General features: G+C 73.0%; 17 protein-coding genes. 11 read left to right on the forward strand and 6 right to left on the reverse strand.

Annotation, left to right across the window (positions count from 1 at the left end):
* Positions 1-623: biotin/lipoyl-containing protein (locus tag Q4A22_RS10525; protein WP_303179283.1), on the forward strand; the 623-nt coding region annotated here is incomplete at its 5' end.
* A 189-nt stretch (positions 624-812) separates the two neighbouring features.
* Entirely contained in the window at positions 813-2,243 is a 1,431-nt protein-coding gene (locus Q4A22_RS10530) for a mycothione reductase (RefSeq protein ID WP_303179285.1), read from the forward strand.
* A gap of 192 nt (positions 2,244-2,435) precedes the next feature.
* On the opposite strand, the gene Q4A22_RS10535 is transcribed toward Q4A22_RS10530, so the two are convergent.
* The 3 genes from Q4A22_RS10535 to Q4A22_RS10545 form a co-directional block, all read right to left on the reverse strand.
* Positions 2,436-4,244, reverse strand: a complete 1,809-nt coding sequence (locus Q4A22_RS10535) for a long-chain fatty acid--CoA ligase (protein WP_303179286.1) — start codon at positions 4,242-4,244, stop codon at positions 2,436-2,438.
* 80 nt (positions 4,245-4,324) lie between these two features.
* Positions 4,325-4,741: a hypothetical protein gene (locus tag Q4A22_RS10540; protein WP_303179287.1), complete on the reverse strand. Its 417-nt coding sequence runs from the start codon at positions 4,739-4,741 to the stop codon at positions 4,325-4,327.
* Positions 4,738-5,529, reverse strand: coding sequence for a carboxylesterase (locus tag Q4A22_RS10545; protein WP_303179289.1), 792 nt, complete (start codon positions 5,527-5,529; stop codon positions 4,738-4,740). The genes Q4A22_RS10540 and Q4A22_RS10545 overlap by 4 nt, the downstream gene beginning before the upstream one ends.
* A 131-nt stretch (positions 5,530-5,660) precedes the next feature.
* Here Q4A22_RS10545 and Q4A22_RS10550 point away from each other — a divergent pair, with 131 nt between their 5' ends.
* Entirely contained in the window at positions 5,661-6,506 is an 846-nt protein-coding gene (locus Q4A22_RS10550) for a lysophospholipid acyltransferase family protein (RefSeq protein ID WP_368410633.1), read from the forward strand.
* A 9-nt stretch (positions 6,507-6,515) separates the two neighbouring features.
* On the forward strand, positions 6,516-7,910 hold the full coding sequence (locus Q4A22_RS10555; RefSeq protein ID WP_303179292.1) for a class II 3-deoxy-7-phosphoheptulonate synthase: 1,395 nt from the start codon (positions 6,516-6,518) through the stop codon (positions 7,908-7,910).
* A gap of 96 nt (positions 7,911-8,006) precedes the next feature.
* On the opposite strand, the gene Q4A22_RS10560 is transcribed toward Q4A22_RS10555, so the two are convergent.
* Together Q4A22_RS10560 and Q4A22_RS10565 are read right to left on the reverse strand one after the other, a co-directional pair.
* Positions 8,007-9,968, reverse strand: coding sequence for a protein kinase (locus tag Q4A22_RS10560; RefSeq protein WP_303179293.1), 1,962 nt, complete (start codon positions 9,966-9,968; stop codon positions 8,007-8,009).
* Between the two features lie 4 nt (positions 9,969-9,972).
* Complete coding sequence (locus Q4A22_RS10565) at positions 9,973-11,244, reverse strand: LysM peptidoglycan-binding domain-containing protein (protein WP_303179294.1); 1,272 nt, start codon at positions 11,242-11,244, stop codon at positions 9,973-9,975.
* Positions 11,245-11,378: 134 nt separating this feature from the next.
* Here Q4A22_RS10565 and Q4A22_RS10570 point away from each other — a divergent pair, with 134 nt between their 5' ends.
* Positions 11,379-11,771: an Rv2175c family DNA-binding protein gene (locus Q4A22_RS10570; protein ID WP_303179296.1), complete on the forward strand. Its 393-nt coding sequence runs from the start codon at positions 11,379-11,381 to the stop codon at positions 11,769-11,771.
* Positions 11,772-11,916: 145 nt separating this feature from the next.
* Here the strand turns inward: Q4A22_RS10570 and Q4A22_RS10575 are convergent, their stop codons facing one another.
* Positions 11,917-13,026 (reverse strand): polyprenyl synthetase family protein, encoded by a 1,110-nt coding sequence (locus tag Q4A22_RS10575; RefSeq protein ID WP_303179298.1) that lies wholly within the window; start codon positions 13,024-13,026, stop codon positions 11,917-11,919.
* 209 nt (positions 13,027-13,235) lie between these two features.
* On the opposite strand from Q4A22_RS10575, the gene dinB reads away from it, so the two are divergent.
* The 6 genes from dinB to Q4A22_RS10605 all read left to right on the forward strand — a co-directional run bounded on the left by dinB (position 13,236) and on the right by Q4A22_RS10605 (position 19,360).
* Positions 13,236-14,474, forward strand: coding sequence for a DNA polymerase IV (dinB, locus tag Q4A22_RS10580; RefSeq protein ID WP_303179300.1), 1,239 nt, complete (start codon positions 13,236-13,238; stop codon positions 14,472-14,474).
* A 49-nt stretch (positions 14,475-14,523) separates the two neighbouring features.
* On the forward strand, positions 14,524-14,916 hold the full coding sequence (locus tag Q4A22_RS10585; RefSeq protein ID WP_303179302.1) for a DUF3040 domain-containing protein: 393 nt from the start codon (positions 14,524-14,526) through the stop codon (positions 14,914-14,916).
* Positions 14,917-15,203: 287 nt separating this feature from the next.
* The gene (mraZ, locus tag Q4A22_RS10590) at positions 15,204-15,635 is read left to right on the forward strand and encodes a division/cell wall cluster transcriptional repressor MraZ (protein ID WP_303179304.1); all 432 of its coding nucleotides are present in this window, start codon (positions 15,204-15,206) and stop codon (positions 15,633-15,635) included.
* Positions 15,636-15,824: 189 nt separating this feature from the next.
* Positions 15,825-16,808, forward strand: a complete 984-nt coding sequence (gene rsmH, locus Q4A22_RS10595; protein WP_303179306.1) for a 16S rRNA (cytosine(1402)-N(4))-methyltransferase RsmH — start codon at positions 15,825-15,827, stop codon at positions 16,806-16,808.
* Positions 16,805-17,422, forward strand: a complete 618-nt coding sequence (locus Q4A22_RS10600) for a hypothetical protein (protein ID WP_303179309.1) — start codon at positions 16,805-16,807, stop codon at positions 17,420-17,422. Before rsmH ends, Q4A22_RS10600 begins: the two co-directional genes overlap by 4 nt.
* A gap of 84 nt (positions 17,423-17,506) precedes the next feature.
* On the forward strand, positions 17,507-19,360 hold the full coding sequence (locus tag Q4A22_RS10605; protein ID WP_303179312.1) for a penicillin-binding protein 2: 1,854 nt from the start codon (positions 17,507-17,509) through the stop codon (positions 19,358-19,360).
* Positions 19,361-19,431 lie beyond the last annotated feature (71 nt).

Raw genomic sequence — 19,431 nt, forward strand, 5'->3', positions numbered from 1 at the left:
GCACCAAGGCCCTGGAGGGCCGCGACGTGAAGCTCGCGGACGAGAAGCTCAGCGAAGAGTACCGTGCGGGGCTGCATGAGCCCGGCGCCACCCGCCGCGCCACCCTGAACCGGCTGCTGTTCCCCGGCCCCACGAAGGACTTCCAGAGCTCGCGCACCCGCTACGGCAACCTGTCCGTGCTGCACACCCGCGACTTCCTCTACGGACTGCAGCAGGACCAGGAGCACGTCATCTCGCTGGGCAAGGGGGTGCGGCTGCTGGTCACCCTGCAGGCCATCTCCGAGCCGGACGAGAAGGGCATGCGCACCGTGATGGTCACCCTCAACGGCCAGCTGCGGCTGCTGGAGATCCGCGACGAGTCGGTGACCTCCCAGGTCCAGGAGACGGAGAAGGCGGACACCTCCCAGCCGGGCCACGTGGCCGCGCCGTTCGCGGGCGCCGTCACCGTGTCCGTCTCCGAGGGGGACAGCGTCTCCGCGGGCGAGTCCGTGGCCACGATCGAGGCCATGAAGATGGAGGCCTCCATCACCGCGCCGGTCGCGGGCACGGTCTCCCGGGTGGCCCTGAACGACACCACCCACGTGGCCGGCGGGGACCTCGTCCTCGTGATCGACCCGAGCTGACACCGGCCGGACTGGCGCCGCTCCCGCCGACCTCGCACGGGTGGGCCCACTCCTGCCGAGGCGCCCCGGACGACGCCGCCGCGTGGCCCGGGGCGGCCGGCTCCGGTGACCGTCCCGGCGGCGTCGGCCCACAGCTCCGCGACCGTGCCCCGCACCCCGCGTGCGGGGCACGGTCATAGGATGGGGCGCATGCGCTCATTCGACCTGATCATCGTCGGCTCCGGCTCCGGCAACTCCCTGCTCACGGACGAGTACCGGGACATGGACGTGGCCATCGTGGAACCGAACCGCTTCGGGGGCACGTGCCTGAACGTGGGGTGCATCCCCACCAAGATGTACGTGTACCCGGCCACCGTGGCGGAGCAGGCCCGCGACGCAGCCCGCCTGGGCGTGCGGGCCAGCATCGACGGTGTGGACTGGCCGGGCATGCGGGACCGGATCTTCGGGCGCATCGACGCCATCTCGGAGGGCGGGCTGGAGTACCGGCAGTCCCTGGAGAACGTCACGGTCATCCAGGAGTACGTCCACTTCGTGGAGCCCCGCGTGCTGGAGACGGCCTCCGGGGAGCGGATCACCGCGCCGCAGATCGTGCTGGCCAACGGCTCCCGCGTGCAGCTGCCGGACGTGCCCGGCACCGACCTGCCGGGGGTCCACACCTCGGACACCGTGATGCGGCTGCCTGAGCTGCCCGGGGAGATCGTGGTGGTGGGCGGCGGGTACATTGCCGCGGAGTTCTGCCACGTGTTCCAGGGCCTGGGCTCCTCGGTGACCCAGCTCAACCGCTCGCACCGGCTGCTGCGCGCCCACGACGACACCGTTGCCGAGCGCTTCGCCCGCGAGGCCGCCGAGCAGTGGGACCTGCAGCTGGGGTGGTCCATCACCGGCATCGAGCGGGACGGGGACGGACGGCTCACCGTGACCGCGGAGGCCACGGACGGCTCCGGGGAGCAGTGGCGGCGCAGCGCGGACGTGGTGCTGCTGGCCACCGGGCGCCTCCCCAACGCGGACACGCTGAACCCGGAGGCCGCGCACCTGGACGTCACGGACAGGGGCCTGCTGGCGGTGGACGAGTTCCAGCGGGTGCTCTCCCACGGCGAGCCGGTGGAGGGCCTGTGGGCCCTGGGGGACGTGTGCTCCCCGCACCAGCTCAAGCACGTGGCCAACGCGGAGGCCCGCACGGTGTCCCACAACGTGGTCCACCCCGAGGACCTGCGCGCCACCGACCACCGGTACGTGCCGTCCGCCGTGTTCACCGAGCCACAGATCGCGTCCGTGGGCATGACCGAGCGCGCGGCCCGCGACTGGGCCCGCGAGAACGGCGCGGAGATCACCGTCAAGGAGCAGGCCTTCGGCGACGTGGCGTACGGCTGGGCCATGGACGACCACGTGGGCATCTGCAAGCTCGTCGCGGACTCCCGCACCGGGGAGCTGCTGGGCGCGCACCTGATCGGCCGGGACGCCTCCAACCTGGTCCAGCCGCTCGTGCAGGGCATGTCCTTCGGACTGCGCGTCCACGAGATGGCACGCGGGCAGTACTGGATCCACCCGGCACTCGCGGAGGTCGTGGAGAACGCGCTGCTGGGCCTGGACGTCCCCGGCCAGCGCCCCGACGCCGACTGAGCCGGCCCCTGCGGGGCGGCGCCGCCCGCAGCGTGGGCGCGGCGTCGACCTGCCCAGAGCGCGTCTGCCGCGCCCACCCCGAGGTATTGGCCGCCCACGGGCGTGGGGTGCTGGAGGCGGGCGGTCGGCGTCGTCGTGGGGCCGCGTCCGGGATCCCGTGCCGCAGCCGGATGAGGGGCCCGGTCGGAGCCATCACCCGGTGTACATGGCCTCGATGACGTCCGCGAACTCCTCGGCGACCCGGTTGCGCTTGAGCTTCAGCGACGGGGTGAGGTGCCCGCCCGCCACGGTGAGGTCCCTGTCCAGGATCCTGAACGTCTTGATGGCCTCCGCGCGCGAGACCCTGGTGTTGGCGTGGTCCACGATGCGCTGCACGTGGGCGACCACCGCCTCCTCCCGGGCGGCCTGGGCGGGTGTGAGGTGCGGGTCCAGCCCCAGACCGGCCAGGACGTCCGCCAGGGTGTCCCGGTCCAGGGTGACCAGGGCGGCCACGAAGGGCCGGTCGTCCCCGACCACCATGACCTGGTCCACGGCGGCGGTGGCGCGGATGGGGTCCTCGAGCTGGCTGGGGATCACGTTCTTCCCGCCCGCGGTGACGATGATCTCCTTCTTGCGCCCGGTGACGGTGAGCAGGCCCTCCTCGTCCAGGTGCCCCAGGTCCCCGGTGGCGAACCAGCCGTCCCGGAACGCCTCGGCGGTCTTCTCCGGCAGGCCGTTGTAGCGGGCGAAGACGTTCGCACCGCGCACCAGGATCTCGCCGTCCGCGGCGACCGCCACCTCGTTGCCGGGGATGGGGTGGCCCACCGTGCCCAGCCTGTTGAGGCTCGGGACGTTCGCGGAGATCGGGGCGGTGGTCTCGGTGAGTCCGTAGCCCTCCACCACGTACACGCCGATCCCGTTGAAGAAGTGCGCCAGGTGCTCCCCGAGGGCTGCCCCTCCCGAGACGGCGTGGCGCACCCGCCCGCCCATGGCCTCCCGCAGGGTGCGGTAGACGAGCCGGTCGTAGAGCCGGTGGCGCAGGCGCAGCCACGGGGAGACGCGCCCGCGCTGGGACGCCTTGGACCATGCGACGGCCGTGTCCACCGCGCGCTCGAACACCAGCTTCTTCACGGGTGAGCCGGCCTGGGCCTTGAAACGGGCCCCGATGAGGATCTTCTCGAACACGCGGGGCACGGCCAGGATGAACGTGGGCCGGAAGCGGGCGAGGTCCTCCATGAGGTGGGAGACGTCCGGGGTGTGGGCCAGCGCGATCCCGGCGTCCAGCGCGGTGACCTCCACGAAACGGGCGAAGACGTGCGCGAGCGGCAGGAACAGCAGGGTCCGGGCACCCTCGTGCATGAGCTCCCCGATCACGGGGATGGTGTTCTGGGAGCAGGCCACGAAGTTGCGGTGCGTGAGCTCGCAGCCCTTGGGGCGGCCGGTGGTGCCCGAGGTGTAGATGAGCGTGGCGGTGTCGTCCAGGACCACGCCGTCGTGGGGCCGGGTGAGGTCCGCGCGCTCCGCGCCCGCGGCGAGCACCGTGTCCAGGGAGAGCTCGGGGTCCGCGGTGTCGAACACGCGGATCCGGTGCGCGGCGGGGAAGTCCGTGATCCGGGCGGCCTCGCGGACCCGCTGCGCGAGCTCGTCCGTCTCCACGAACACCGCGGTGGCTCCGGAGTCCGAGAGGATCCAGGCGATCTGGTCGGGCGACGAGGTGTCGTACACCGGCACCGGGACGGCTCCGAGCCACCACAGGGCGAAGTCGGTGAGGGTCCACTCGTAGCGGGTCCGGCTCAGGATGCCCACGCGGTCCCCGGCGCGGATGCCCTGCGCAGCCATGCCGCGGGCCAGACCCACCACCTCGTCCCGGAACTGCCGGGCGGTGACGTCCCGCTCGCGGCCCTCCGCGAGGACCGTGTACAGGACGAGATCCGGCCGGGTGTCCGCGCGCTCGGCGAGGATGTGGGCGATCCCGGGGTACGGCAGGGGATCGACGATGGCCGGGGCGCTGACGCGTCTCATGGGGAACCTTCCTGGCGGGGCGTGGGCCCAGTTTACGGTGTGTTAACCCTCACACCGCACCGGCACGGGTGGGGTGCGGCTCAGACGACGGCGCCGTCCCCGCCGTCCGCGGGCGGGTCCTCCGGCAGTGCCCGGAACACCAGGAACAGCGCGCCCACCAGTCCCGCGAGCCCGGCGACCCACACGAGCGGCGGCAGGGCACCAGGCAGCAGGGAGAGCCCGGCCACGACCACCAGGACCGCGAGCACGGCGGACAGTGCGCGGAGCATGTCGGGGGAGATCCCGCCGGTCACGGGACCGGGGTCCGGGTTCCAGGTCTCGTCCCCGGCGTCCTCCCGCAGCTCAGCGGGGACGTCCTCGGTGGGCTGCTCGGCGGGACGCCACTCGATGTCCTCGGCCCAGGGGTCGAGGTCTTCGTGGTCCCGGGGGACGTCGTCCCAGGTGTTGGCCCGGATGATGCGCTCGAAGGCGTCGTCCGGTTCCCGCGGTGCGCTCACGCCGCGGCCCCGGACAGGAAGGACTCGCCGCGGGACAGCCGCTGCACGGCGTCGCGGGAAACACTCTCGATCAGCGGGGCGTCGTGGTCCAGCGTGGCCACGTGGTAGCTCTGCGGCAGCCCCACCACGCGCACCGGGCCACCGCTGCGCCGGGCCACGAGGTCCGCGGAGGCCCCGGAGACCACGTGGTCCTCGGCCGAGCGGAACACCACGGTGGGCGCGGTGACCGCGGGCAGCATCCGCGCGGTGCGGTGCATGAGCACGTTGAGCTGGGCGACCGCGGCCAGGGGCGTGCGGTCGTAGGCAGTCTCCTCGGCCGCTCCCCGCTTGATGTCGCTCCCGATCCCCGGCAGGGACGCCACCACCGGGCTGAGCGCGCCGCTGAAGCGCGCCATCCGGTTCACCAGCGCCAGTGCCGGGTTCACCAGCAGCACCCCCGCCACGTCCCGGCGCGCGGCCGTGTGCAGGGCCAGGGCACCGCCCATGGACAGCCCGCACACCACCACGTGCTCGTGGTGGGCACGCAGCCGCCAGTACTCGGCGTCCACGGCGTCCCGCCAGGCCTGCCAGGGCTGGACCGCGAGGTCCTGCCACCGCGTCCCGTGCCCGGGCAGCAGGGGGACGCCGACCCCGGGAGCGGACCCGGCGGCGTCGGCCGCGGTGTGGATGGCGCGGGCCCACGACGCCACGGACGCCGTGGTGGAGGTGAAGCCGTGGAGCACCAGGACTCCCACCGAGGACGTGCCGGGCAGGTGCAGGGGGCCGTGGGAGTGCAGATCCGTCGACATGGCGCCATTGTGCCAGCCGCCGCGGGCACTCGTGAGAGAATCGCCCGGCCGGGGGTCCCGCCCCCGCCGCCCCGTCCCACCGAGGCCGGCGGCGAACGCAGCGACGAAAGGGCACCCGTCCCATGGTGTACATGTTCCTCAGGAACTACGTGGTGGCTCCCGTGGTCAACCTGGTCTGCCGCCCCACCGTGATCGGTCTGGAGAACGTTCCCGCGCAGGGGCCCGCCATCCTGGCGAGCAACCACCTCTCCGTCCCGGACACGATCTTCATGCCCGTGGCCGTGCCCCGCCAGGTGTACTTCCTGGCCAAGTCCGAGTACTTCACCACACCCGGCCTCAAAGGACGCGTGGTGGCCGCCTTCTTCCGGGCCATCAACCAGATCCCCATGGACCGCCGCGGCGGTCGTGCGAGCGCCCGCTCGCTCAGCGCGGGCGGCCAGGCGCTCGCCGAGGGCAAGCTCGTGGGGATCTACCCGGAGGGCACGCGCTCCCCGGACGGCCGCCTCTACCGCGGCAAGATCGGGGTGGCACGCCTGGCCCTGGAGTCCGGTGCGCCGGTCGTCCCCGTGGCCATGATCGGCACGGACAGGATGCAGCCCCCCGGATCCCGCTTCCCGGACCCCCGGCGCGCGAAGATCACCACCGTGTTCGGCGAGCCCATGGACTTCTCGGAGCTCACCGGGAGGCAGGGGGAGCACGCCGTCCTGCGCCGCGTGACGGACGAGATCATGGACCGCATCCAGGAGCTCTCGGGCCAGGAGCGCGCCGAGGGCTACGCCGCGGACCGCAAACGGCGGCTCGCCGAGGAACGGACCACCGGCCTGAAGGCCCAGGCGCGCGACGTCGCCCAGGCCACCCGGGAGCGCGGCCGGGCGGTGGGGACCGCGGTGTCCCAGCAGGCCGGAAACCTGGCCGGGAAGCTGCAGGGCGGTGCACGTGACGCCCACGATGACGACACCCCGGGGGGTGCGGCCTAGACTGGGCCAATGAGTTCCGACATCCTGCCCGAACAGTTCCGCTCCGTGCCGACCCCGTCCCCGAGTGCCGCCGAGCACCCGGGTCTGGACGAGTGGCGTGACCGGAGCATCGGACAGCACCCGCAGTGGGCCGAGCACCCGGACTTCGAGAGCGCCGTGCAGGAGCTCAACACCGTCCCGCCCCTGGTGTTCGCCGGGGAGGTGGACACCCTGCGGGAGCGGTTGGCCCAGGTGGCCAACGGGGAGGCGTTCCTGCTCCAGGGCGGGGACTGCGCGGAGACCTTCGACGGCGCCACCGCGGACAAGATCTCCGGACGGGTGCGCACCCTGCTGCAGATGGCCGTGGTGCTCACCTACGGCGCGTCCATGCCCGTGGTGAAGATGGGCCGGATGGCCGGGCAGTTCTCCAAGCCCCGTTCCTCCAACGAGGAGACCCGCGACGGTGTGACCCTGCCGTCCTTCCGGGGGGAGATGGTCAACGGGTTCGACTTCACACCGGAGTCCAGGGCCCACGACCCCAAGCGCATGCTGCGCGGGTACCACACCTCCGCCTCCACCCTGAACCTGATCCGCGCGTTCACCCAGGGGGGGTTCGCGGACCTGCGCCGCGTGCACGCCTGGAACATGGGCTTCGCGGCGAACCCCGCCTACGCCCGCTACGAGAGCATGGCCCGGGAGATCGACCACGCGGTCAAGTTCATGGCCGCGTGCGGCGCGGACTTCGACGCGCTGCGCACCACGGAGTTCTTCGCGGGCCACGAGGCGCTGCTGCTGGACTACGAGCGCGCCCTGACCCGCATCGACTCCCGCACGCACCTGCCGTACGGCACCTCCGGGCACTTCCTGTGGATCGGGGAGCGCACCCGGGACCTCGACGGCGCCCACGTGGACCTGCTCTCCCGGCTGCGCAACCCCATCGGCGTGAAGCTCGGCCCGGGCACCACCGGTGAGGACGCCCTGCGGCTCATCGACGCCCTGGACCCCGAGCGGGAGCCCGGTCGCCTGACCTTCATCACCCGCATGGGCGCGGGGAACATCCGCGAGAAGCTACCCCCGGTCATCAAGGCCGTGGAGGCCTCCGGGGCCAAGCCCGTGTGGGTCACCGACCCCATGCACGGCAACACGGTCTCCCTGCCCTCCGGGTACAAGACCCGCCGGTTCGAGGACGTCATGGACGAGGTCCGGGGCTTCTTCGAGGTCCACCACGAGCTGGGCACGTTCCCGGGCGGGATCCACGTGGAGATGACCGGAGACGACGTCGCCGAGTGCCTGGGCGGTTCGGACCCCGTGGCGGAGTCCGCGTTCGCCGAGCGCTACGAGACGTTGTGCGACCCCCGGCTCAACCACATGCAGTCCCTGGAGATCGCGTTCCTGGTGGCCGAGTACCTCTCCGCCCAGCACTGAGCGGCCACCACGACGCCGCCGGGCCGCCTCCCCCGGGAGGGGACCCGGCGGCGTCGTCCTGCCGTGGGTGTCAGCGGCCCTCGCACGGTGTGCCGCTCACAGCACGGTGAGCGTGACCGTGGTGCCGTCCGTGCGCTGGCGCACCACCCGGTTGAGGTGGGAGCCCAGCGGCTCGTCGATGCGCACCGTGAAGCCCTTGCCCTCCAGCTCCGCCCGTGCGTCGTCCGCATCCCGGCCCACCACGGCGGGGGCCGCCTCCTGGGGAGTGCTCGCGGCCACCGTGAGGTCCACGGCGGAGCCCTCGTCCACCTCGGTCCCCGCGGCGGGAGACTGGCGCAGCACGGTGGACTCAGGCTGGGTGGAGTACTCGCGGGTGACGGTTCCCGTCCGCAGGCCGGCGTCGGCCGCGGTGGCCTGGGCGGCGTCGAGCGCGGCGCCGGTCAGTGACGGGACGTCCACGCGGGCGGGCCCGGAGGAGACCACCAGGTTCACCTGCTCGATGCCCCGAACGGTCGTGGCCTCGGCGGGGTCCGTGGCGAGCACCACACCCTCCGGGGCGGCAGTGCTGGTGGTGGTGCGGACCCCTACGTTGGTGATCCCGGCGTCGTGCAGCGTGCGCTCCGCGGCGGCGGTGTCCTGGCCCGCGACCGCGGGCACCGTGGCGGAGGCCGAACCCGGCGCGGAGCCCAGCCACCAGCCCAGGAAACCCGCCACGGTGAGCAGCAGCGCGAACACCACGAGGGCCACGCCCACGTGCAGCGGCCGGGCGGGCGGGTTCAGGCGCACCCTGGGCGCTCCGGGGGAGCGGTGGGCGGTGGAGCCCACGGTGGCCGTGGCCAGGGTGGACGTGGCATCCGCGTCCCAGCGGGGGAGGATGCGCCGGTCCCCGTCCGAGGGAGCGCCGGGCCCGCCGGCCCCCCTCGAGTCAGCGGACCCGGGGGCACCTGACCCGCGGGACGCGGAGACCGGGACGGCCCGGGTCGCCGTCCACGCACCGTCGTGCGGTCCCAGTGCCTCGGTGGGTGCGTCGTGCCGGGAGCCGAGTGTTTCGGTGGGTGCATCCTGCGCCGCTCCCAGCGCCTCGGTGGGCGGTTCGCTCCCGGAACCGGTCAGGGCCTCGGTGGGCCCGCTGCCCCCGAAAGCACCGAGGGTCTCCGTGGGCGCCCGGTCCGCGACGGAGCCCAGCGCCTCGGTGGGCGCCTCCCCCGGCGACGTGAGATCCGTGGGCTCGGGCAGCGAGCGGCGGATGGCGAGCGCCAGGTCCAGCAGGGCGGCGGCGTCGGCGGGACGGCGGGCGGCGTCGCGGGCGGTGGCACGGAGCACGAACTCGTCCAGCGCCGGGGGGACGCCCGGGATGGCCCCGCTGGGCGCGGGGACGTCCCGGCTCACGTGGGCGTTGGCCACCTGCAGGGCGGTCCCGGTGTAGGGGCGGGAACCGGTGAGCATCTCGTACGTCATGATGCCCACGGCGTAGACGTCGCTGCGCTGGTCCACGGGTCCGTCGCCCACGAGCTCCGGCGCGGCGTAGCCCACGGTGCCCAGGACGGTGGCGGTTGCGGTGTGGTCGTCCACGGCACGGGTGAGCCCGAAGTCCGCGACCTTCACCTGCCCGTCCGAGGTCAGCAGCACGTTCTCGGGCTTGACGTCCCGGTGCACCAGGCCCGTGCCGTGCGCCCGGGCCAGCCCGCGCAGCACCGGGACCAGCAGGTCCAGCGTGCGCCGCGGGGACAGGGGTGCGTCCCGGGCGATGACCTCGCGCAGCGTGGGGCCGTCCACGTACTCGAGCACGAGGTACAGCGCACCGTCCTCGGCCTGGCCCTGGTCCAGCACGGAGACCACGTTGGGGTGGTGCAGCCGCGCCGCGGACCTCGCCTCCCGTTGCGCGCGGGCCGCGAACGCGGGGTCCTCCGCGACGTGCGGGTGCATGATCTTCAGCGCCACCGGCCGGTCCAGGCGCTCGTCGAGCGCCTCGTAGACGGCCGCGGTACCCCCGCGGGCGATCCTGCGCCCCACCAGGTAGCGGTTGTCGAGCAGAGTTCCCGTGCGGGGGTCGTTCATGCTGCTACTGGGCAAATCTTCGTTCCTGTGCGCTCACGGCCTTGACGTATGCCTTGGTGTCCGAGTACAGACCATAGGTCCGCACGCCGTGCAGACCCTGGTAGTAGGCCGCGATCCCGGTGGCCCGGTCCGGGGCCTTCGCCTGCAGCTCGCGGATGATCGCCACCCCGGCCGTCACGTTGTCCCGTGCGTCCAGCAGGTCCAGCTCCCGGCCCACCATGGCCGAGGCCCATGCACCGGCCGCGGGAACCACCTGCATGGCGCCCACGGCGTCCGCGGGGGAGACGGCCCCCTGGTCGAAACCGGACTCCTGGGACGCGTGCGCCAGCGCGAGCGCGGGGTCCACGCCCATGTCACGGGCGGTCGAGGCCACCAGCTCGCGGACCTCGTCCCGGGTGGGCAGCGGGCGCTGCCGCAGCTGCTCCCGGTGGGCGGCCGCGGCGGCCGTGACCTCCGCCGGGTGCTCACGCCCCGCCGGGGAGTCCTGCGCGGTCGTGCTCTTCCGGTCCTCGCCGGACGACGCCGCCGCCCCCCGTTCCGCGCCGGCCCGTTCCGTGCTGTCCCGTTCGGCGCCGGCCTGTTCCCCGTCGGCCTGCCGGGCGGCGCTGCCTTCCGCGGTTCCGCCGGGGACCACGAGCGTGTCCCCGGGGCGCAGCGCCGCTCCCGCCCGCAGGCCGTTCGCGGACATCAGCGCGGCCACACTGACCCCGTGCTGCCGGGACAGCTCCCAGAGAGTGTCACCTGCCACGACGGTGTGCCGTTCACCGGCGGCGGGGGCGGTACTGCCACCGGAGGTCTCCGTCGAGGACCCGGAGGTGTTCCCCGCAGTGGTCGATCCGGCGGTGCTCGCACGGGACGTGGCCGCTGCCGCGGGGGCCGTGGCGGCGCCCGCCGCGGTGGTGCGCCGGGAGGCTGGGTGCGCGGCGGCCTCGTCAGGGGCCGAGGACTCCGGCTGCCGGGCCGCGGGCAGGTCCAGGCGCTGACCGGGACGGAGCATGCCGTGGGCGGGGATCGAGTTCGTGTCCATGAGCTCCTTGACCGTGACACCGTGGCTTGTGGCCAGCGACCACAGGGAGTCGCCCGGAGCCACGGTGATCCGGGAGGGCCCGTGCTGCTGGGCCACGTGCACGGTCTGCGGGGAGGCCGGGGTCGCGTGCGCGGCCTGGAGGGGACCCAGGGCGGTGAGGGCGGCCAGGGCGGCCGCAGAACCCTGCGCGGCCCGGCGGGACCATGCGGTGCGGGCGGCGGGGCGGTCCTGGGGCGGCTCGATCGGCATGTTCGCGACACCTGCCTCGGGATGGGGGAAAGGGGAAGGACCGCGGCACCCGGGGGCGTCGCGCGGTGTCCCCAGATTACCCGACCCCCGCGGTCCCGGGAGGTTCGGCGGCGCCCACGGGGCGTGGCACAGTAGTGCCCGTGAACTACTCAACCGATCTCACGCCCCAGGAATTCTCCGAACTCGACGCCCTTGTGGGGGAGTGGACGTACCTCCCGGACATCGCCGAGGCCATGGACGTCCAGGTCACCCGGGTGCACCGGCTCATGGACGACGGCTCCCTGCTGGAGGTGCGCCGGCCCGAGGACCGTGTGCGCGTGGTGCCCGCCGAGTTCATGGAAGGCTCCCACCCCGTGGATTCGCTCAAGGGCACGGTGGCCGTCCTGCGCGACGCCGCCTTCACCGACGCCCAGGCCATCCGGTGGCTGTTCACCGAGGACGAGTCCCTGCCCGGGCGCCCCATCGACGCCCTGCGGCGCGGTCAGAAGACCGAGGTGCGGCGCCGCGCCCAGGCCCTCGGCTGGTGAGCCGACGGCGCGTGCGCACTGCGCTGCCGGCGCTGAGCCGCTGGCGCTGATCCCCGCGGTTGCGCCGGTGCACCGGTGGCGCGCGGCCACGGAGGCCGGCCCACGAGCACCGGGCGCCGGTGCAGGCGGGTCACGTGCGGGTGGGTCAGCGCGAACGCCGCACGGCGGCCTCGGACAGGGACCGCAGCCCGGCGCGCGCCACCTCGGAGGTGGGCAGGGCCGCCAGGGCGGTGTCGGAGTCCCTCACCAGGGAGGCGATGAGCTCCTCGGAGCGCGCCAGGGCGCCGCTGTCCCGCATGAGGGTTCGCACCCGGTCCACGTCCTCGTCGGAGAGGTCCTCCCGGCCCAGCACGGACTCAAGCCAGCGCGCCCGCTCCGGGTCCGCGCCCTCGGTGCACAGGGCCACCAGCGCGGTGCGCTTGCCCTCGCGGATGTCGTCCCCGGCGGGCTTGCCCGTGGTGGCGGGGTCGCCGAACACGCCCAGGACGTCGTCGCGCAGCTGGAACGCCTCCCCGAGCGGCAGCGAGAACGCCGAGCACGCGGCGCGGAACGCGGCATCCGCTCCCGCCAGCGCCGCCCCGATCGCCACCGGGTGCTCCACCGAGTACTTGGCGGACTTGTAGCGCAGCACGGCCATGGCACGCGCCAGCTGCTCCCGGGGGTCCTCGGGCGGCGGCGCCACCTCGGCGTGGACGTCCAGGTACTGGCCCGCCATGACCTCGGTGCGCATGGTGGAGAAGATCTCGCGTGCCGCCGCGCCCGCTTCGGGCCCCACTGCGGCGGCGGCCTCCGCGAACAGCTGCTCGGCGAAGGACAGACTCATGTCGCCGGTGAGCACGGCCGCGCTCACGCCGAAGTGCTCCGGGTCCGCGGCCCAGCCCGCCTCCCGGTGGGCGGCCTCGAACACGCGGTGCACGCTTGGCCGGCCGCGGCGGGTGTCGGAGCGGTCCAGGACGTCGTCGTGGATGAGGGCGGCGCTCTGGAACAGCTCGAGCGACGCCGCGGCCGCCACGACCGTGGGCGAGCCCGCCTCGCCGCCGGCCGCCCGCCAGCCCCAGTGGCACAGGCGGGCGCGCAGCCGCTTGCCCCCCTCGCTCAGATCGGCGATGGCCGTGACCAGGGGTGTGGCGTGCGGTGAGATGGCGGTGACCCGCGCGCTCTCCGCCGTGAAGAACTCCCGCAGCCGCTCGTCCAGCAGCGCGCCGAAGTCTTGGTCCTGCGCGGCCGCGGCGGCCGTGGCGTCTGAAGTGGTCATGGCCGGGCACCTTTGCGTGGGGAGCTGCGGAGGGGAAGTCCGTCCACCGCACGGGAGTGCGGGGCGAGCGCGTGCGGCGGTGGCCTCCGGGGCCCCGCGCGAGCCCGTCCAGCCTAGCCCTCGTGCGGCGCCACCGGCGCACGCGGGCGTGTCGGTGCCCGGTCCTACGCTGGGACGCACGAAGTCTTCGGGGAGGGAGGTGACGGGCCGTGGCGGGACCCACCGCGCAGCAGCTCGAGCAGTACCGGCGCTGCGCCATCCTGCACGTGGACATGGACATGTTCTACGTGGGGGTCGAGCTGCTCGACGCCCCGCAGCACCGTGGCCGTCCCGTGATCGTGGCCGGGTCCGGGCCGCGGTCGGTGGTGCTCTCCGCGTCCTACGAGGCCCGCCGCTTCGGCGTCCACTCCGCCATGCCCGTGTCCCAGGCCCGGGCCCGCTGCCCATCTGCCGTGCTGCTGGAACCCCACCGGGAGGCGTACGCCCACTACTCCCGGATCGTCATGGACATCTTCCGATCCGTCACCGACCGCGTGGAGCAGCTGAGCGTGGACGAGGCATTCGTGGACGTGGCCGGGGCGATCCGCCGCTGCGGCCCTCCCGTGGAGATCGCCCGGGGGCTGCGGCGCACCATCCACGAGCGCACCGGGCTCACCGCCTCCGTGGGGGTGGCGGAGAACAAGACGGTCGCCAAGATCGCCTCCGCCCACTGCAAACCGGACGGCCTGCTGGTGGTGGCCCCCGAGCACACCCTCGCCTTCCTGGCACAGCTGCCCGTCGACCGGCTCTGGGGCGTGGGGAGGCGGACCTCCCAGCTGCTGCAGGCAGCCGGGCTCGCCACGGTGGGGGACATCGCCCAGACCCCCCTGCCCCGGCTGCACACGCTCGTGGGCACCGCCTCCGGCACCCACCTCAAGCAACTGGCCACCGGGCACGACCCGCGCCCCGTGACCCCAGTGCGCGAGGAGAAGAGCCTGGGGGCGGAGCGGACCTTCCAGACCGACGTGGCGGAGACCGCGCAGCTGAAGCGCGTTCTGCTCGGACTCGCCCACGACACCGCCGCCCGGCTGCGGCGCCACGGGCTGCGAGCCGGACGGGTGGGGCTGAAGCTGCGCTACGCGGACTTCTCCACGATCACCCGCTCCCGCACCCTGGGCCACCCCGTCACGTCCGCCCACGACCTCTACACCGAGGCCGCCGCCCTGCTCGAGGCACTGGGGGAGCGGCCCCAGTCCGTGCGGCTGCTGGGGGTGCGCGCCGAGAAGCTGGAGGGCTCCGAGCACGCGCTGCAGCTGAGCCTGGACGGGCGGGAGGCCGAGTGGGGTGCCGCGGAGGAGGCCATGGACCGCGTCCACCACCGCTTCGGACCGGGCGTGCTGCGCCCGGCGAGACTCATGGACCCCGCGGTGCCAAACCGCCCCGCACGGGATATTCTGAACGGTACGTGAGCGACGGACGGCGTCCGCTCCTCACTCCCTCAACCCCACAGGAGGAATCGTGCCTCTGTCCGAGCACGAACAGCAGCTTCTCGCCCAGCTGGAGAAGCAGCTGCACGAAGACGACCCCCGCTTCGCATCCAGCATGCACACCGAGGCGGTCCGGGGCCGCAGGTCCATGCGCAACGTGGTGCTCGGCGTGGTGATCGCGGTGGTCGGACTGGGCGTCCTGCTGGTGGGGGTCGCCACCCAGCTGATCGTGGTGGGTGTCCTGGGCTTCGTGGTCATGGCCGCCGGCACGTTCGTGGCCACCCTGCGCTCCGCGGACTCCACCGCCGCGCAGGACACCCCGGCGGCTCCGGGACAGCGGGCCGGCGCCTCCGGCCGCAGGTCCTCCAGCTTCCTCCAGGGTCTCGAGGAGAAGTGGGACCGGCGCAACCAGGGCGGTGCCTGAGCCCGCACGCGGCGGCACCCGTCCCACACCCCTCCACCAGGAACTCCCCGGCCCCAGGCCGGGGAGTTCCTTCGTGTCTGAGCGCCCTGAGCACGTTGCGCCCCAGGTCGGAGGGGGAATGGACCCATCTGCCCCGGCCTCACCAGCCATGTGGTGCAAGACACTCTCCGCCGGGTGGCACCACGCGGCGCGGTGTGCAAGTGCATTGACCGTGGAGTGGAGTGGAGTAAAGTGGAGGGCAGGAGAGAAGCAGGGGTCGGGCTGGCCCTGTTCTGAAGGCGGTGGCGATGTTTCTCGGAACATACGAACCGCGGCTGGACGACAAGGCTCGGCTGATCCTCCCGGCCAAGTTCCGCACCGAACTGGCGGACGGACTCGTACTGACCCGCGGACAGGAACGTTGCCTGTACGTGTTCAGCATGGAGGAGTTCGCCAGGGTGCACGAGCAGATGCGAGCGGCGCCGCTGTCGTCCAAGCAGGCCCGGGACTACATCCGTGTTTTTCTCTCCGGGGCCTCGGACGAGATCCCGGACAAGCAGGGTCGCATCACCATTCCCGCGGCACTCCGGTCCTATGCCGGACTGGATAGGGAACTGGCGGTGATCGGTGCGGGCACCCGCGCCGAGATCTGGGACGCGGCCGCTTGGCAGCAGTACCTGGCGGAGAAGGAAGCGGCCTTCTCCGACACCGAGGACGAGGTCATTCCCGGACTGTTCTAGACCCCGCTCCCGGCCACGAGATCTCCAGCCGCCCACGTCACCGTCCTGACTCGACTTCCCCCGAGTCAGGCCGGATTCGAGGGACGAGCGGCGGATGGGGATCTGGTGACCGGGGCAGTGGGCGCACGAGCCGCCCGCGGAACCCGCCCGCAGCATTACCACCGCCCCAGACAGACCAGGAGCCCCGGCATGGAAGACGCGCCCGCCGAGCGGCGACACGTTCCCGTGCTGCTGGACCGGTGCCTGGACCTGCTCGCCCCGGCCCTGGAGGTGCCGGAGCCCGTGGTGGTGGACGCCACCCTGGGCATGGGGGGCCACACCCACGCGATGCTCGAGCGCTTTCCCCGCCTGCGTGTCGTGGGCATCGACCGCGACCCCCAGGCCCTGGAACTGGCCGGTGAGCGGCTCGCGGGATTCGGCTCCCGCTTCACGAGCATCCACACCACCTACGACCACATCGCGGATGCGGCGGCGCAGGCCGGGGTGCGGCGGGTGGACGGCGTGCTCTTCGACCTGGGCGTCTCGTCCCTCCAGCTGGACGAGCGCGACCGGGGTTTCGCCTACTCCTTCGACGCCCCCCTGGACATGCGCATGGACTCCCACGCCGAGCTGAGTGCGGCCACCGTGGTCAACGAGTACCCGGAGGGGCGGCTGCGGGAGATCATCCACCGGTGGGGCGAGGAGCGCTTCGCGTCCCGGATCGCGCGTGGGATCGTGGCGGCCCGGGCCGAGGCTCCGCTGCGCACCACCGCGCAGCTCGTGGACGTGGTGCGTGCGGCGGTTCCTGCCGGGGCCCAGCACAAGAAGGGCCACCCCGCCAAGCAGACCTTCCAGGCGCTGCGGATCGAGGTCAACGAGGAGCTGGACGTCCTGGAGCGGGCGGTCCCCGCCGCCCTGGAAACCGTCAGGGTGGGTGGGCGTGTCGTGGCCATGAGCTACCACTCCCTGGAGGACAGAATCGTCAAGCAGGAGTTCGCGGCCGGTGCGCGCTCCACGGCCCCACGGGGCTTCCCCGTGGAGCTGCCGGAGCACCAGCCGGTGCTCCGGGTCCTCACCCGTGGGGCCGAGCGGGCCGACGAGCAGGAGACGCTGGAGAACCCGCGCGCGGCCTCCGCCCGGCTGCGGGCGGTCGAGCGGCTGCGGGAGTCCACGACACCGGGGAGAACACGATGAGCAGCGCGGCGAGCACCCCCTCACCCGGCCCGGGCTCCCGGCGCGGCGCGCCCGCCGGCCGTCAGCCCCTCTCCGTGGTGCCGCGGCGCGTGTCCCGCCGCAGTCGGCTCTCCACCGTGGTGATGTGCGCCCTCGCCCTGGCTGCGGCCCTCGTGGGGATCCTGCTGCTGAACATCCAGATCACCCAGGGCCAGTACGAGCTCACGGATCTCACGGGCCAGGAGCGCGCCCTCTCCCAGGAGAACGAGGCGCTGACCCAGGACATCGAGGCGGACTCCGCCCCGCAGAACCTCGCGGCCCGCGCCAACGACCTCGGCATGGTCCTCGCCAAGGACGTGGGCAGCATCGACCTGTCCACGGGCAAGGTCACGGCCCCCACCCGTGCCGCCGAGGCGGGGGAGACGCAGGACATCCTGGTGCCCCCCGCCGAGATGAAGGGCTCCGACGCCGCGGAGGCCAACCGCAAGGCGGCCGAGGAGCGCGCGGAGAAGCGCGCCAAGGAGGAGGCGGACAAGAAGACCGCCCAGCGTGAGGCCGAGCAGAAGGCGGACGAGGCCAGGGACCTCAACGGGGGTTCCGTTCCCGCCCCGTCCCAGCGCGCACCCGGTCAGTGACGCCGCCGGTCCGTGCGTCGGACCGGATCCAGCCCCCATCGGAGGTGGCCCCACCACGTCGACGTCCAGGAATCGAGGAACACCGTGCCAGCACCATCCGCGCGCAGGAACCGTCTGCTGAGGCCCTACTCGCGCACGCACGTGGGCATTGCCCTGCTCCTGGTTCTGCTGCTGCTCGTCGTCGGGCGCCTGTTCTGGGTCCAGGGCCTGGACCCCGGCGGCCGGGCGGAGGCCGCCGCGGCCCAGCGCACCCTCGTGGAGCCGATCCCCGCGGTGCGCGGCGAGATCACGGACAGCCGCGGCACGGTGCTCGCCCGCACGCTGCAGCGCTACGACATCACGGTGGACCAGACCGCGGTGGCCGAGGTGGCGGTGCCCAAGAAGGACGGCTCCACCCAGACCGTGACCCCCACCCAGGCCGTGTACCAGATCGCCGACGCGCTCGGGATGAAGGACACCGACGTCAAGAAGGCCCTGGACGGGGACAAGAGCTTCAACTACGTGGCCCGCGGGGTGACCCCCGAGCAGTACAACGCGCTGCGTGAGCTGAACCTGCCCTACGTCTACGGCCAGCCCACGTTCCAGCGCAGCTACCCGGACGGCTCCCTGGGCGGGTCCGTGGTGGGTTTCCTGGGCGGTGACTCCCAAGCCCTGGGAGGCATCGAGCAGACGCAGGACGCCTCCCTGCGCGGCACGGACGGGGAGCGGCGCTTCGAGATCTCCGGGGACGGGGTGCGGATCCCGGTGGCCCCGCAGGAGCAGAAGGCCGCGCAGAACGGCTCGGACGTGAAGCTCTCACTGGACAGCGACGTCCAGTTCTTCGCGGAGCAGGCGGTGCGGGAGCGCGCCAAGCAGCTCAAGGCCGAGTGGGGTACCGCGGTGGTCATGGACGTGAAGACCGGCAAGGTGCTCGCGCTCGCGGACACCTCGTCGGTGGATCCGAACGTGCCGGGTGAGGCCAAGGCGGAGGACACCTCCGTGCGTGCCGTGACCCAGGCCGTCGAACCCGGCTCCACCGAGAAGATCGCCACCCTGGCCGGGGTGCTGGACCGGGGCATCGTCTCACCGGAGACCCAGATCACGGTGCCGCCGTACCTGCAGATCGGCTCCGAGAAGATCACCGACGCCTTCGACCACGGCCAGCAGAACCGCACGGTGGCGGGGATCATCGGGGACTCCATGAACACGGGCACCGTGATCATGGGATCCAAGATGGACAAGGAGACCCGCCACGACAACCTGGAGAACTTCGGGGTGGGCCAGCCCACGGGCATCGAGCTGCCCGGTGAGTCCACGGGCATCCTCTCCCCGGCGGCGCAGTGGGACGCGCGCCAGGAGTACACCGTGCTCTTCGGTCAGGGCGTCTCGCAGACCCCGCTGCGCACGGCCTCCATCTTCCAGGCCGTGGCGAACAAGGGCCGGCAGATCGAGCCGCGGATCGTGGACTCCACCACGGCCGCGGACGGCACGGTGAGCACCCCGCAGAGCCCCGAGCCCAAGCAGGTCATCTCGGAGGCCGCCGCCCAGCAGGCACTGGACGTGATGGAGAACGTGGTCACGCAGGGCGGCGCGAAGGAGGCGGCCGTCCCGGGCTACCGCGTGGGCGGCAAGACCGGCACCGCGGAGGCCCCCAGCGCCGATGGCGGGTACTCGGGCTACACCACGTCCTTCGTGGGCGTGGCTCCCATGGAGGACCCCCAGTACCTGGTGGCCGTGACCATGCAGCGGCCCCAGGGCGACGTGCACACCCTGGGGGTCACCACCACGTTCTCCACGATCATGTCCCAGGTGCTGCACCACTACAACGTGGCTCCCTCCACCACGAAGGGCCCGGAGTACCCCATGCAGGTTCCCGAGAACATCAAGAAGAGCGTGACCCCGGAGAACGCCCTGGACCAGACCTGGCCCCAGCCCGGCCGGGACGAGTCCCAGGGCTAAACTGCCCACGCAGGAGCACGCACCACCAGCAACCACCGGCCACGCGCCGGCCCGGGCGGACGGGGAACGTT

Source organism: Kocuria sp. (assembly GCF_030530945.1).
GTDB lineage: Bacteria > Actinomycetota > Actinomycetes > Actinomycetales > Micrococcaceae > Kocuria.

Excerpts from the sequence above, each read along its gene's own strand:
- Q4A22_RS10560 (WP_303179293.1), bottom strand. The coding sequence starts at position 9,968 with ATGAACGACCCCCGCACGGGAACTCTGCTCGACAACCGCTACCTGGTG.
- Q4A22_RS10535 (WP_303179286.1), bottom strand. The coding sequence starts at position 4,244 with ATGAGACGCGTCAGCGCCCCGGCCATCGTCGATCCCCTGCCGTACCCC.
- Q4A22_RS10530 (WP_303179285.1), top strand. The coding sequence starts at position 813 with ATGCGCTCATTCGACCTGATCATCGTCGGCTCCGGCTCCGGCAACTCC.
- Q4A22_RS10545 (WP_303179289.1), bottom strand. The coding sequence starts at position 5,529 with ATGTCGACGGATCTGCACTCCCACGGCCCCCTGCACCTGCCCGGCACG.
- Q4A22_RS10600 (WP_303179309.1), top strand. The coding sequence starts at position 16,805 with ATGAGCAGCGCGGCGAGCACCCCCTCACCCGGCCCGGGCTCCCGGCGC.
- Q4A22_RS10565 (WP_303179294.1), bottom strand. The coding sequence starts at position 11,244 with ATGCCGATCGAGCCGCCCCAGGACCGCCCCGCCGCCCGCACCGCATGG.
- Q4A22_RS10575 (WP_303179298.1), bottom strand. The coding sequence starts at position 13,026 with ATGACCACTTCAGACGCCACGGCCGCCGCGGCCGCGCAGGACCAAGAC.
- Q4A22_RS10555 (WP_303179292.1), top strand. The coding sequence starts at position 6,516 with ATGAGTTCCGACATCCTGCCCGAACAGTTCCGCTCCGTGCCGACCCCG.
- rsmH (WP_303179306.1), top strand. The coding sequence starts at position 15,825 with ATGGAAGACGCGCCCGCCGAGCGGCGACACGTTCCCGTGCTGCTGGAC.
- Q4A22_RS10550 (WP_368410633.1), top strand. The coding sequence starts at position 5,661 with ATGTTCCTCAGGAACTACGTGGTGGCTCCCGTGGTCAACCTGGTCTGC.
- mraZ (WP_303179304.1), top strand. The coding sequence starts at position 15,204 with ATGTTTCTCGGAACATACGAACCGCGGCTGGACGACAAGGCTCGGCTG.